Source organism: Geminicoccus sp., from assembly GCF_035556675.1.
GTDB lineage: Bacteria > Pseudomonadota > Alphaproteobacteria > Geminicoccales > Geminicoccaceae > Geminicoccus.
This window is the reverse complement of the sequence record NZ_DATMFZ010000194.1, coordinates 1-13,802: the sequence shown is the minus strand read 5'-3', so window position 1 is coordinate 13,802 and position 13,802 is coordinate 1. Positions and strand designations below refer to the sequence as shown.

General features: G+C 71.2%; 9 protein-coding genes. All 9 read left to right on the top strand.

Annotated elements, in window-relative coordinates; genetic code table 11:
- Positions 1–1,611 (top strand): NAD-dependent epimerase/dehydratase family protein (locus tag VNS22_RS14145; protein ID WP_325733461.1); only part of this gene is annotated, 1,611 nt, incomplete at its 5' end.
- Between the two features lie 46 nt (positions 1,612–1,657).
- Positions 1,658–2,782, top strand: coding sequence for a glycosyltransferase family 4 protein (locus tag VNS22_RS14140; RefSeq protein WP_325733459.1), 1,125 nt, complete (start codon positions 1,658–1,660; stop codon positions 2,780–2,782).
- Positions 2,779–3,909 carry a CgeB family protein gene (locus VNS22_RS14135; RefSeq protein WP_325733457.1) on the top strand — a complete coding sequence of 377 codons (1,131 nt, stop codon included), beginning with the start codon at positions 2,779–2,781 and terminating at the stop codon, positions 3,907–3,909. The genes VNS22_RS14140 and VNS22_RS14135 overlap by 4 nt, the downstream gene beginning before the upstream one ends.
- The gene (locus VNS22_RS14130; RefSeq protein WP_325733455.1) at positions 3,906–5,006 is read left to right on the top strand and encodes a CgeB family protein; all 1,101 of its coding nucleotides are present in this window, start codon (positions 3,906–3,908) and stop codon (positions 5,004–5,006) included. Before VNS22_RS14135 ends, VNS22_RS14130 begins: the two co-directional genes overlap by 4 nt.
- On the top strand, positions 5,003–7,138 hold the full coding sequence (locus tag VNS22_RS28580; protein WP_325733453.1) for a bifunctional glycosyltransferase/UDP-glucuronate decarboxylase: 2,136 nt from the start codon (positions 5,003–5,005) through the stop codon (positions 7,136–7,138). The genes VNS22_RS14130 and VNS22_RS28580 overlap by 4 nt, the downstream gene beginning before the upstream one ends.
- Before the next feature lie 18 nt (positions 7,139–7,156).
- Entirely contained in the window at positions 7,157–8,434 is a 1,278-nt protein-coding gene (locus VNS22_RS14120) for a cytochrome P450 (RefSeq protein ID WP_325733452.1), read from the top strand.
- A gap of 29 nt (positions 8,435–8,463) precedes the next feature.
- Positions 8,464–11,757: a DEAD/DEAH box helicase gene (locus VNS22_RS14115; RefSeq protein ID WP_325733450.1), complete on the top strand. Its 3,294-nt coding sequence runs from the start codon at positions 8,464–8,466 to the stop codon at positions 11,755–11,757.
- 66 nt (positions 11,758–11,823) lie between these two features.
- A complete protein-coding gene (locus tag VNS22_RS14110) occupies positions 11,824–12,198 on the top strand; it encodes a hypothetical protein (RefSeq protein WP_325733448.1) in 375 nt (124 codons plus the stop codon).
- Positions 12,199–12,395: 197 nt separating this feature from the next.
- Positions 12,396–13,802, top strand: a 1,407-nt coding sequence (locus VNS22_RS14105) for an amidase (RefSeq protein ID WP_325733463.1), incomplete at its 3' end; no start/stop codon positions are given.

The window sequence follows — 13,802 nt, the reverse complement described above, 5'->3', positions numbered from 1 at the left end:
GCCTACTGGACGCGGCAGCGCGGCTGGCAGGCAGTGCTGTGCGGCCCCTCCCCGTTCGATGCCCACTGGCTCGACCTGATGGGCCAGCGCAACCTGCTGGCCGAAGTGGCCGCGGTGGGCTTTCACGGCTTTCCCGGCACCTGGGACAGCGAGGAGGCCGCCTGGGAGGGCTACGCCACACATCTCGGCCAGATGCGCGAGATCCTGGATCGCCACAACCCGGCCGCCGAGATCTGGATCACCGAGGCCGGCTACGCGACCTGGCGGCATGACGAGGCCCAGCAGGTGGCGCGCTTCCAGGAAGCACTGAACGCCCCGGCCGACCGGCTCTACTGGTATGGCTGGCAGGACGTGCCCCGCAAGGTCGCGGTCCAGGAAGGCGTCTATTTCGATCCCCGCCACTATCATCTGGGTGTCACCGATGCGGAAGGACGTCCGAAGCTCCTCAGGCGACTGCTGGAGTCGAGTGGCGTGAGCGGCCTGGCCAACCTGCCGGACCAGCTCCATGCCCCGAACGTCCGGCGGCCCTCGGCACCGGTCACGGTGATCGGCGGGGCGGGCTTCATCGGCTCCAACCTCGCCGACGCACTGCTGCGGGACGGCGAGGAGGTGATCGTCCTGGACAGCCTCGCCAGGCCCGGCGTGGAGCGCAACCTCGCCTGGCTCCAGGAAAGTCACGGCGAGCGGTTGCATGGCTGCATCGCCGACATCCGCGACGCCAGCCTGGTCGCCGATGCGGTCAAGGGCAGCAAGGCGGTGTTCCACCTGGCGGCCCAGGTCGCCGTCACCTCCAGCCTGGTCGACCCGGTCCACGACTTCCTGGTCAACGCCCAGGGCACGCTCACCGTGCTGGAGGCGGTGCGCCACCACGCGCCACAGACGCCGGTGATCTTCGCCAGCACCAACAAGGTCTACGGCGCCCTGGAGGACATCCCGGTCGCCGAGACCGGCGGGCGCTACCTGCCGGTCGATCCGGCCCTGCGCGCGCACGGGGTCGACGAGAGCCGCCCGCTCGACTTCTGCACCCCCTATGGCTGCTCCAAGGGTGCCGCCGACCAGTACGTGCTGGACTATGCCAAGAGCTTCGGCCTGCGCACCGCCGTCCTGCGGATGAGCTGCATCTATGGGCCGCGCCAGTTCGGCACGGAGGACCAGGGCTGGGTGGCGCATTTCCTGATCAGGGCGATGCGCGGCGAGCCGATCACCATTTATGGCGACGGCAAGCAGGTCCGCGACATCCTGCACGTCCACGACGCGGTGGCGGCCTATCGCGGCCTGCTCGCCGGGATCGACCAGGTGAAGGGCCAGGCCTTCAACCTGGGCGGCGGGCCGTTCAATGCGGTGAGCCTCCATGCCGTGCTGGCGGAGATCGCGGCACTCACCGGCAAGGAGGTCGACTACGGCAAGGACACCTGGCGGACTGGCGACCAGTTCTACTTCGTGGCCGACACCCGCCGGCTGACCGGCGCCATCGGCTGGCACGCGCGAATCGGCTGGCGCGAGGGACTGCGCGACCTGGCCCGCTGGGTCAGCACGGAACTGGGCCTGCCACTGGCCGAAGGCCTGCCCGAGGCGCCGGTCCTGCCCGTCGGGCGGAGGAAGCGGGCATGAGTCGGCCGCCGCAAGGATCACCCTGCCCCAGCACTTGGCCGCGCCCATGTCCGTTGAACTCCTGATGCGCCCGCGCCGGGTCATGATGACCCTGGATGCGGTGGGTGGCGTGTGGCGCTACGCCCTGGACCTGGCCGCAGGCCTGGAAGGCGAAGGGATCCGCACCCTGCTGGTAGGGTCCGGCCCGGCCCCGAATGCCCGGCAGCGTGCGGAGTGCGCCGCCGTCGGTGCCGAGCTGCATTGGACCGACCTGCCGCTCGACTGGCTGGTGACCGATGCCGACGGTCTGGCAGAGGTGCCGGCCACCCTCGCCCGGATCGCCACGGACTGGCAGGCCGACCTGCTCCACCTGAACCTGCCCTCCCAGGCGGCCGGACTCGAGATCGACCTGCCGGTGGTGGTGGCCTCGCATTCCTGCGTGTCCACCTGGTGGCGGGCCGTGCGGGGCGATCTGCTGCCGGCCGACTGGAGCTGGCTCGAGCGGCACAATGCGCTGGGCTTACGCCGCGCCGAGGTCGTGCTGGTGCCCAGCCGCTCCCATGGCGAGAACGTGGTCGCGGTCTACGGCCCCCAGCCGCGCCTGGAGGTCGTCCACAACGCCGCGGCGGTGCCGCCCATCGCCTGCGGCAAGACGGAGATGGTGCTCTCGGCCGGGCGCTGGTGGGACGAGGCCAAGAACGGCCGCACGCTCGACCGGGCCGCCGCCGCCTCGCCCTGGCCGGTCGTGATGGCCGGTGCGCTGCAGGGCCCGAACGGCGAGCGGCTCCGGCTGGATCATGCCCGCGCAGCCGGCGAACTGCCGCCGCATGAGCTGCGGCAGCTGATGCGCCAGGCGGCCATCTTCGCTGCACCCTCGCGCTACGAGCCGTTCGGCCTGGCGGTGCTGGAGGCGGCCGGCAGCGGTGCTGCCCTGCTCCTGGCCGACATCCCGACCTTCCGCGAGCTCTGGGCGGATGCGGCCATCTTCGTGCCGCCGCACGAGCCCGCCGCGTTCGCCGAGGCGATCCGGACCCTGGCGGACGATCCGCCCTGGCGGTTCGACCTGGCCGAACGGGCCAGGCGCCGGGCCGGTGCCTTCACCACCCATCGCCAGCTCACCGGCACGCTGCACGCCTATGGCACCGCGATGCTGCGCCATGCCCCCGCCGGGGCCAGCGGGAGCACTTCATGAAGTTCGTCCTCTACACGCATTCGCTCCAGTCCGACTGGAACCATGGCAACGCCCATTTCCTGCGCGGCCTGCTGAGCGAACTGCATTCCCGCGGCCACCAGACCCTGGCGCTGGAGCCTGCCGACGGCTGGAGCCGCAGCAACCTCCTGGCCGACCAGGGCACAAGTGCGTTGCACCGCTTCGCCCAGGACTTCCCGGGCCTGACCAGCCAGAGCTATGGCGACGGCTTCGACCATGAAGCAGCGCTGGCCGATGCCGACGTGGTCCTGGTCCATGAATGGACCGATCCCGACCTGGTGGCGGCACTCGGCCGGCTGCGCCGCTCAGGCGCGCCCTTCACCCTGCTGTTCCACGACACCCACCATCGCGGCGTGTCGGACGAGCAGGCGATCGCCGACCTGCGGCTTGCCGACTACGACGCGGTGCTGGCCTTCGGTGCCACGCTGAAGGAGCGCTACGAGCGGCAGGGCTGGGGTAGGCAGGTGTTCGTCTGGCACGAAGCCGCCGATACCCGCGTCTTCCGCCCCATGCCGGAGATGGAGCCCGAAGCCGACCTGGTCTGGATCGGCAACTGGGGCGACGGCGAGCGGGAGCGCGAGCTCCAGGAATTCCTGATCGAGCCGGCCACGCGGCTGGGCCTGTCCGGTACGGTGCATGGCGTGCGCTATCCCGAGCCGGCGCTCGCGGCCCTGGCGCGCTCGCCCCTGGCCTATCGGGGCTGGCTCGCCAATGCCGACGTGCCCCGGACGTTCGCCCGGCACCGCATGACGATGCACGTGCCGCGCCGGCCCTATGTCGCCGCCCTGCCCGGCATCCCCACCATCCGCATGTTCGAGGCGCTGGCCTGCGGCATCCCGCTGGTGAGCGCACCCTGGGACGATACCGAGGGCCTGTTCCGCGGCGACCGCGACTATCTGCGTGCCGCGGATGGCGAGGCGATGACGCGGCATCTCCAGGCACTGAAGGCCGATCCCGAGCTGCGCCGGACGATCGCCGCGAGCGGCCTTGAGACCATCCGCCGCCGGCACACCTGCGCGCATCGCGTCGACGAGCTGCTGGCCATCCTGGCCCTGCGCGGCAGTGCGCGGGTCCAGGCCGCCCTTGCCACCATCGAGGAAGCCGCATGACCCGGACGATCGCGTTCTACGGCTCCAGCCTCCTGTCCTCCTACTGGAACGGGGCCGCCACCTACTACCGGGGCATGCTCCGGGCGCTGGCCGCCCATGGCTATGCCATCACCTTCTACGAGCCGGACGCGTTCGACCGGCAGAGCCATCGCGACATCGACCCGCCGGACTGGTGCCGCGTGGTGGTCTATCCGGCCACCCCGGACGGCCTGAACAGCGCGGTGGCGGCCGGTGCCGGCGCGGACGTCGTGGTCAAGGCGAGCGGCGTGGGCTTTGCCGACGACGAGCTCCTGCTGCGCACCCTGGGCCAGGCCCGGCCGGACGCGCTGCGGATCTGGTGGGACGTGGACGCGCCCGCCACCCTGGCCGAGGTCGCCGCGGCACCCGACCATCCGCTGCGCCGGGTCCTGCCCAAGATCGACCTGGTGCTGACCTATGGCGGCGGCGATCCGGTCGTGCAGGCCTATCGGGCACTGGGTGCCGCCGACTGCGTGCCGGTCTACAACGCGCTCGATCCCACCACCCACCATCCGGTGGCGGCCGACGGGCGCTTTGCCGGCGACCTCGGCTTTCTCGGCAACCGCCTGCCCGACCGCGAACGGCGGGTGGAGGAATTCTTCCTGCGGCCGGCCGCCATGCTGCCGGAGCGGCGCTTCCTCCTGGGCGGGTCCGGCTGGGCCGACAAGGACTGCCCGCCCAACGTCGACAAGATCGGGCACGTCGCGACCGAGGCGCACAACGCCTTCAACTGCACGCCGAGCGCCGTCCTGAACATCAACCGGGACAGCATGGCGGCCATCGGCTTCTCGCCGCCCACCCGGGTGTTCGAGGCGGCTGGTGCCGGGGCCTGCCTGCTCACCGACCATTGGGAAGGCATCGAGCTGTTCCTTCGGCCGGGCGAGGAGGTGCTGGTGGTCCGCGACGGCCAGGACGTCGCCGAGGCCGTGCGGACGCTCGACCCGGCGCGCGCCCGCGCCATCGGCCAAGCGGCGCTCCGCCGCGTGCTGGCGGAGCATACCTACGACCGGCGTGCGGTCCTGGTGGACCGGCTGCTTTCCGCCGGCATTGTAACCAAGGCCAAGGAGCTTGCTGCATGACCGAGCGGTCCTTCGACCTCGTCGTCCTCGGCCTGTCCCTTTCCTCGTCCTGGGGCAACGGCCACGCCACCACCTTCCGGGCTCTCCTGCGTGGCCTCGCGACCCGTGGCCACCGCGTGCTGTTCCTGGAGCGCGATGTCCCCTGGTATGCCGACAACCGCGACCTGCCTAATCCCGACTTCTGCACGCTCGGACTCTATGCGAGCTTGGAGGACCTGGAGCAGCGCTACCTGGCCGACATCGAGGCCGCCGATGCGGTAATCGTCGGCTCCTACGTGCCGGATGGCATCGAGGTCCTGGACCTGGTGCTGGAGCGGGCAAAGGGCATCCGCGCCTTCTACGACATCGACACGCCGGTCACCCTGGCCAAGCTGGAGACGGACGAGGCCGGTTACCTGGCACGGCGGCAGATCCCCGAACTCGACCTTTATCTGTCCTTCTCGGGCGGCCCGGTGCTGGAGCGCCTCGCCCACGAGTTCGGCGCGCGCAACCCGCAGGCCTTCTTCTGCGCGGTGGACGAGACCCGCTATGCGCCGCTGCCGGCGGACCCGACCTGGGATCTCGGCTATCTCGGCACCTACAGCCCCGACCGGCAGCCCGCCCTGGAACGGCTCCTGCTGGAGCCGGCCCGCCGCCTGCCGCACCTGCGCTTCGTGGTGGCCGGGCCGCAATATCCGGACGGGATCGACTGGCCGGCGAACGTGGAGCGGATCGAGCATCTCTCGCCCGCCGAGCATGCCGCCTTCTATGCCCGCCAGCGCTTCACGCTGAACGTGACCCGCGCCGACATGATCAAGGCCGGCCACTCGCCGAGCGTGCGTCTGTTCGAGGCGGCGGCCTGCTGCACCCCGATCATCAGCGATCGCTGGGAGGGCCTGGGCGACCTCCTGCCGGAGGGCCGGGCCATCCTGATCGCGGACCGGACCGAGCAGGTGGTGTCGGCACTGACCCGGATCGACGAGCCGGTGCGCCTGCAGATCGCGGAGAACGCGCGGGCGATCGTGCTGGGTGCGCATACCGGCATTGCCCGGGCGGCGGAGCTGGAACGGCATCTGGCCGCCGCGGAACGCGCGACGCCGAAGGAGACATCGTCCCGGGGGCGATCCCGCCGCAGCGCGCCGTTGACCGCCCTGGTCGCGGGTGGTGCCGGGTTTCTCGGCAGCTATCTGTGCGAGCGGCTGATCGGCGAGGGCCGCCGCGTCATCTGCCTGGACAGCTTCCGCACCGGCACGCCGGAGAACCTGCGCGCGCTGGAGCGCGACCCGCGCTTCTCGTTGCTGGAGGCGGACGTGTGCGAGCCGCTGCCGAGCAGTATCGAGGTGGACCGGGTCTACAACCTGGCCTGCCCCGCCTCGCCCCGGCACTACCAGGCTGACCCGATCCACACGCTGATGACCAGCGTGCTGGGTGCGCGCAACCTGCTGGAGCTGGCGCGCTCCAATAATGCCCGGCTGCTGCAGGCCTCGACCAGCGAGGTCTATGGCGACCCGGACCAGCACCCGCAGCAGGAAAGCTACTGGGGCAACGTCAACCCGATCGGCATCCGCGCCTGCTACGACGAGGGCAAGCGCGCCGCCGAGACTCTGTGCTTCGACTATCTGCGCCTGCACCGGGTGGACGTACGGGTGGCCCGGATCTTCAACACCTACGGGCCCAGGATGCGGCCGGACGACGGGCGGATCGTCTCCAACCTGATCGTGCAGGCCCTCTCCGGCCGGCCGCTCACCGTGTACGGCACCGGCGCCCAGACCCGCTCCTTCTGCTACGTCACCGACCTGATCGACGGCCTGGTCCGGCTGATGGAAGTGCCGGAGAACCCGCAGACGCCGATCAATATCGGCAACCCGGAGGAATACACGATCAACGAGCTGGCCCGGCTGGTCACCAGCCTGACCGGCACGACCTCGCCGATCGTCTACGAGCCCCTGCCCGCCGACGACCCGCAATGGCGCCGGCCGGACATCACCGTGGCCCGCCGCGTGCTGGGCTGGGCGCCCCGCACCACCGTCCGCGAAGGGCTGGCCGCCACCATCGCCTGGTTCGCCGGGCCGGCGGCGGCATCGGCCGTAATCCGGATCCAGCCACCCAGGCGCAAGCTGAAGCCGGCCGCGGTAGCCGGCCTGTCCGCCTGAACGGGCGGGCGGATATCGATGAGTCTTCGCGCAGAGAAGGCAGAAATCAGCCAAACTCCCAGGGACGACAGCCTCGATGCGTCGGTGGCCTTCCTGCGCGAGGGCTACACCTTCGTGTCCAGCCGCTGCGACCGCCTGGGCTCCGACCTGTTCCGCACCCGGCTGATGCTCACACCGGTGGTCTGCATGCGCGGCGCCGAGGCCGCCGCCATCTTCTATGATGGCGGGCGCTTCACCCGGGTCGGCGCCATGCCCGCGACCATACTGCGCCTCCTCCAGGACGTCGGCAGCGTCCAGGCCCTGGACGACGCGCCACATCATCATCGCAAGGGGATGTTCCTGGCGATGATGACGCCCCCGGCCCTCCAGCGGATGGTGGCGCAGTTCCGGGCGGCATGGCTCTCGGCCGTGCCGCGCTGGGGGGAGCGGCAGATCGTGCTGCAGGACGAGGTCTCGGCGATCCTCGCCGAGGCCGCCGCCGCCTGGGCGGGGGTGCCGCTCGATCCGGACCGGGCGCCGGAGCTCACCCGGCAGCTCGTCGCCATGATCGAGCAGACCGGCTCGATCGGGCCGGCCAACTGGTGGGCGCAGCACCTGCGCAACCGGGCCGAGCACCACTGGCAGGACGTGATCCGTGCGATCCGCTCGGGCCGGGCTGCCGCCCCCGAAGGCTCGGCCGCCGACCTCATCGCCCGGCACCGCGACCTGGACGGCGAGTTCCTCGACGAGACCACGGCCGCGGTCGAGCTGCTGAACGTCCTGCGCCCGACGGTGGCGGTGGCCCGGTTCGTGACGTTCGCCGCCCTGGCGCTCCACCGTCACCCGCAATGGCGCGAGACGTTCGCAGGCGGCGGTGAGGAGCTGCTGCGCCCCTTCGTCCACGAGGTCCGTCGCTTCTATCCCTTCTTCCCGGTGATCGGCGGCCGGGCCCGGCACGACTTCGTCTGGCAGGGCCACCCGTTCAGCAAGGGCGACTGGGTCCTGCTCGACCTCTACGGCACCAACCAGGACGAGCGGCTGTGGCCGGAACCCCTGTCATTCCAGCCCGAGCGGTTCGTGGACTGGCCGGGCGACCCGTACACGCTGATCCCGCAGGGTGCCGGCGACTACGCCACCGGCCATCGCTGCCCAGGCGAATGGCTGACGATAGCACTGGTGGAGGAGGCAGTGCGCCTCCTGACCCGGACGATCCGCTACGAGGTGCCGGCCCAGGACCTGACCGTCGCCCTGGACCAGCTTCCCGCCCTGCCCAAGAGCGGCTTCATCATGCAGAAGACGCAGCTCCTGGCCGCCTGAGCCAACACGCGCCCTTCCCTGGACCAGCCATGCCGCCAGCCGATTCCCCAGCCGACGCCCATGCCGACTCGCGCCCGGTGCCCACCGGCCTGCTGGCCGCCCGGCTGCTCCATTTGCTGACAGCCGAGCCCACTCCCCTGATCCATGTCGTCGCCGACCTGCGCCTAGCCCAGGTGCTGGCGGCACAGGTGCAGGCGATGGCGCCGGACCTGCCCGTGGCCGTGCTGCCGGAATGGGACAGCCTGCCCTATGAGCGCATGCCGCCCTCGGTCGCGGTGATGGGTCAGCGCATGGGAATGCTGCGCTGGTTCCTCGACCAGCGGGCCCGCCCCCGGCTGATCCTGACCACCGCACCGGCCCTGCTGCGCCTGGTGCCGCCGCGCACGGTATGGGTGGATGCCGGGCTGGAGTTCCGGGTGGGCGACCCGGTCGATCTTGGCCGGCTGCGCATCGACCTGCTGCGCCAGGGCTATGTGGTGGACGAGCGGGTCGACGAGCCGGGCGAGGCGGCCCTGCGCGGCCAGGTGATCGACCTGTTCCCGGCGGCCGCCCCGCTGCCCTGCCGGATCGAGCACCAGGACGGCAGGATCAGCGAGATCCGTTCCTACGACCCGGTCTCCCAGCGCTCCGAGGTCGAGACCGATCTGCTGATCGTGGACCCGGCCTCGGAGATCGTGCTGCCCCGGCCAGCGGATGGTGCGGTGCCGGACTTCCCGCGCGGCCGGGAGCACGAGCTAGCCCGGTACTATGGCCGGCTGGAGAGCGTGTTCGACTACCTGCCCGATGCCCGGCTGGTGCTGGACCCCCATGCCGTTACCCGGGCCACCGACTTCCTGGAACAGGCGGCCGAGGCTTGGCAGGCCCGCCAGGGTCCGGGCGACACCGCACTGCCTCCGGAACAGCTCTTTCTTCAGGAGGATGGGTGGCGCGAGCGCACGGCCGCCGCCCGGGACCTGGAGCACCGGGTCCGGCCGGACGAGCGTGTCCCACGCTTCGTCGAGAGCCGGGACAGTGCCCGGCAGTTTCGCGACTTCCTCCAGGCACGGCTGGCCGAGGGGCCGGTCGTGCTCGCCGCGGGCGACCCGCGGCCGCTCCGGGCCCTGGCCTCGCGCGCCCGCCAGGCGACCGGCCGTTCTGCCGCGGCGGCAAAGGACTGGCAGGAGGCGGCCGCCGCCCCGCCGGGCGCGCTCCTCACCCTGACCCTGCCGGTCCGGCACGGCTTCGTCGATCAGGCCAGCGGTGCTGCGGTGATCGCCGCGGCCGACCTGCTCGGCACGCGGGCGGAGTTCGCCCAGGCCGCGACCCGGGCCGCCCTGCCGCTGGGCGAGGCCGATCTCGGCACGGGCGACGTCGTGGTCCATCTCGACCACGGCATGGGGGTGCTGGAAGGGCTGGAGGAGGTCACGCTCGCGGAGGACGAGCCCGGCGAGGTGCTGCGCCTGCGCTATGCCGGCGACAAGACCCTGTTGGTGCCGGTGGGCGAGATCGGCCGGATCTGGCGCTATGGCGGCGATCCCGAGGCGGTGACCCTGGACCGGCTGGATGGCGATGGCTGGACGAAACGCCGGGCCGGGGTCGAGAACGGCATCCGCGCCACCGCCATGCATCTGGTGGAGCAGGCCGCCAGGCGCGCCCGGGCCAGCGCGCCCAAGCTGACAGCACCAGCCCGCGACTATGAGCGCTTCGTCGCCCGCTTCCCCTACCCGCTCACCCCGGACCAGGCCGCCGCAGAGGCGGCGGTGCTGGCCGACCTGACGGCGGGGCGGCCGATGGACCGGCTGGTCTGCGGCGATGTCGGCTTCGGCAAGACCGAGATCGCCCTGCGCGCCGCCGCGGTCGCGGTGCTGGCCGGCCGACAGGTGGCGATCGCCGCCCCCACCACGGTCCTGGCCCGGCAGCATGCCCGGACCTTCGCGCGCCGCTTCGCCCATTTGGGCATCGAGGTGGCACTCCTGTCCCGGCTGGTGAAGCCGGCCGAGGCACGCAAGGTCAAAGCCGGGCTGGCCGACGGCAGCATCCGCCTGGTGATCGGCACTCATGCGCTGGCCGCCCGTGGCGTGCGCTTCGCCGAGCTGGGTCTGCTCGTGATCGACGAGGAGCAGCGCTTCGGCGCCGCGCAGAAGGCGAAGCTGCGTGCCCTGGCCGAGGGTGGCGGCCATGTGCTGACCATGACCGCTACTCCGATCCCGCGCACTCTGCAGGCGAGCCTGGTCGGGCTGCAGGAGCTGAGCCTGATCACCACGCCGCCGGTCCAGCGCCAGCCGATCCGCACGCAGCTGCACCCCTTCGACGAGGCGATGGTGCGCGACGCGCTCCTGCACGAGCGCCAGCGCGGCGGCCAGAGCTTCGTGGTCTGCCCGAGGATCGAGGACATCGCCCCCATGGCCGAGCGGCTGGCCCGGATCGTGCCGGAGCTGCACATGGTGGTGGCCCATGGCAAGCTGCCCGCCGACGAGGTCGACGCGACCATGGTGGGCTTTGCCGAGGGCGAGGGCGAGATCCTGCTCGCCACCAACATCATCGAGAGCGGCCTGGACGTGCCGCGCGCCAACACCATGCTGGTCTGGCGGCCCGAGCGGTTCGGCCTGGCCCAGCTCCACCAGTTGCGTGGCCGGGTCGGCCGGGGCAGTCGCAGCGCCACCGCCCTGCTGCTGACCGACCCCGACCACCCGCCCGCCCCGGCAGCGGAGAAGCGGCTGCGCACCCTGGAGGCGCTGGACCGGCTGGGCGCGGGCTTCGCGATCAGTGCCCGCGACCTGGACCTGCGCGGGGCCGGCGACCTGATCGGCGAGGAGCAGGCCGGGCACGTCACCACGCTGGGCCTGGGCCTGTACCAGCATCTGCTGGACCAGGCGCTCCGCCGCGTGCGCGGCGAGACGGTGGCCGACGACTGGCTGCCGGAGCTGCACCTGGGTGTCACCGGCCGGATCCCGGCCGACTACGTGCCCGAGCCTGACATGCGCATCGACCTGTACGCCCGGGCAGCGCGGGTGGCGGATGCGGCGGATGTGGCGGCGTTCATGGCCGAGCTGGAGGACCGGTTCGGCCCGGTGCCGCCGGGCATGACCCGGCTATTGGCCCAGGCCCGCATCCTGGCCGCCTGCCGCCGCCTCGGCATCGGCCGGCTGGATGCCGGGCCCCAGGGCCTGGCGCTGACCCTGCGCGACGAGGCGCCGGTGCCGGCCCTGCCCGGCTGGATCCGGAAGGACCGGCGCCTCGTGCTGGCGCGCGCCATCGAGGATCCCGAGGAGCGGCTGGACCTGCTGCTGGCGGCACTGGAAGTGGCCACCGAATCGCCGGAGGAGCCGCCTGCTGCCGCGTGAGCAGGAAGGAACTCCGCCTGCCCGCTGCCGGTTCCCTTCGCAAGATCAACCAGGGCGAGGCAGGCCATGAGCAGAGCGATTACGGCGATCTTCGCGAGCCGCGCTGCAGCGGAGCGCGCTCGCGACGGCATCGTGGCCATGGGCGTGGCGCCGGAGGCGGTACGGGTCCAGGGCGGGGAAGACCGGGAGGCCGTGGCCAGCCACGGCTTCTGGCGCAACCTGTTCGAGACCTTCATCCCGCAGAGCGAGCATCCGACCTATCTGGAAGGCATGCGCGCCGGCTCCTTCGTCCTGGCGGCACAGGTGTCCGACGCCCAGGCGGCTGCGGTGGAGCGCCTCCTGGACGACCAGGGGAGTTGCGTGGCCGGTGGTGCCGGTTGCGCGGTCGGCACCGCTGCAAGCTCGAGGGTGCGCAGCTACGGGCGCAGCCGCCAGGGCTGACCCGGCCGGCTTTTTAGGCACTGCCGGCACGATTCCTGCTTCACCGCCGGCCGGGCTGGCCTGTGCCGGCGGTTTCGCACGGCTGAGCTGGCCAATGGCGTAACGGCGTTACCGACTCTAAGGTCGCCGCCGTCCCGGCCCTCTGGGAACAGCCCTCGAGCGATGCCGTACGAAGCAGGAGAACAAGGTTGGCAAGGGTGACGAAGGATCTGGTGGGGCTCTATGCGGACAGCGATGCGCTGGCGCTGGCCGACCTGGTCAGGAAGAAGGAAGTGACGCCCGGCGAGCTGGTCGAGACCGCGATCCAGATCATCGAGGACATCGATCCCAAGCTCAACGCGGTGGTGATCAAGAACTACGAGATCGGCCGCGAAGCAGCCAAGTCCGAGCCCAAGGGACCGTTCGGCGGCGTGCCCTTCCTGCTCAAGAACATCGGCTCGCACTGGAAAGGTACCCGTGTCGATGGCGGCATGGAGTACATGAAGGACTATGTCTGCGCCTACGATTCCACCCTGTCGTCCCGCATCAAGGAGGCCGGCTTCCTCCTGCTCGGCCGCACCAACTCGCCCGAGGGCGGCTGGTGCATCGCGACCGAGCCGCGCTTTCACGGCAAGACGCTGAACCCCTGGAACCCGGAGCGCACGCCCGGCGGTTCCAGCGGCGGCGCCGCTGCGGCGGTGGTAGCCGGCATGGTGCCGCTGGCCGAGGCTTCGGACGGCGGCGGCTCGATCCGCGTGCCGGCCTCATGCTGTGGCGTGGTCGGCCTCAAGCCCTCGCGCGGCCGGATCACCTATGGCCCGGTCGATGCCGACTACTGGTTCGGCTCGGTCTACACCTTCGCCTGCACCCGCACCGTACGCGATACCGCGGCCTATCTGGATGCGACGGCCGGCTGGGGTGCTGGCGACCCCTACACGCCGCCGGTCCCGGAAAAGAGCTGGCTCGAGCTGGCGCAGGCCGCGCCGAAGCCGCTGAAGATCGGCTTCACCCTGGATGCGCCGTTCGGCGAGCCCCTGGCACCCGAGGTCGCCCAGGCGGTCAAGGAAACGGCGGCCCTGCTGGAGAGCATGGGCCACAAGCTCGAGCCCTACACCATCAAGTTCGACCTGGAGAAGGCCTGGTGGGACTATAACGACATCATCGCCGTCGAGATGGCCAACGGCATGGACCAGATGGCCGAGATCGTCGGGCGGCCGGTCGAGCAGCACGAACTGGCGGCCTTCAACTGGACCATGTTCGAGTACGCCAAGACGCTGTCCGCCAAGCAGTACTCGACCAGCATCGCCGGGATCCGCAAGGCCAACCAGCAGCTGGGCCTGGAGCTGGCCCAGTTCGACGCGTTCCTGAGCCCGGTGCTGACCCAGCCGCCGCGGCCGGTCGGCTACTGGACGATGGAGGACGGCGACCGCAAGCGCTACCTGGCCCGCTGGTCGGACGCGGCCTACATGTTCGCCTTCAACATCTCCGGGCTGCCGGCGATCTCGCTGCCGAGCACGACGTTCGCCAATAACACGCCGATCGGCATCCAGTTCGTCGGCCGCATGGGCGACGAGGCGACCCTCCTGAACCTGGCCACCCAGGTCGAGCAGGCGCGCCCCTGGATC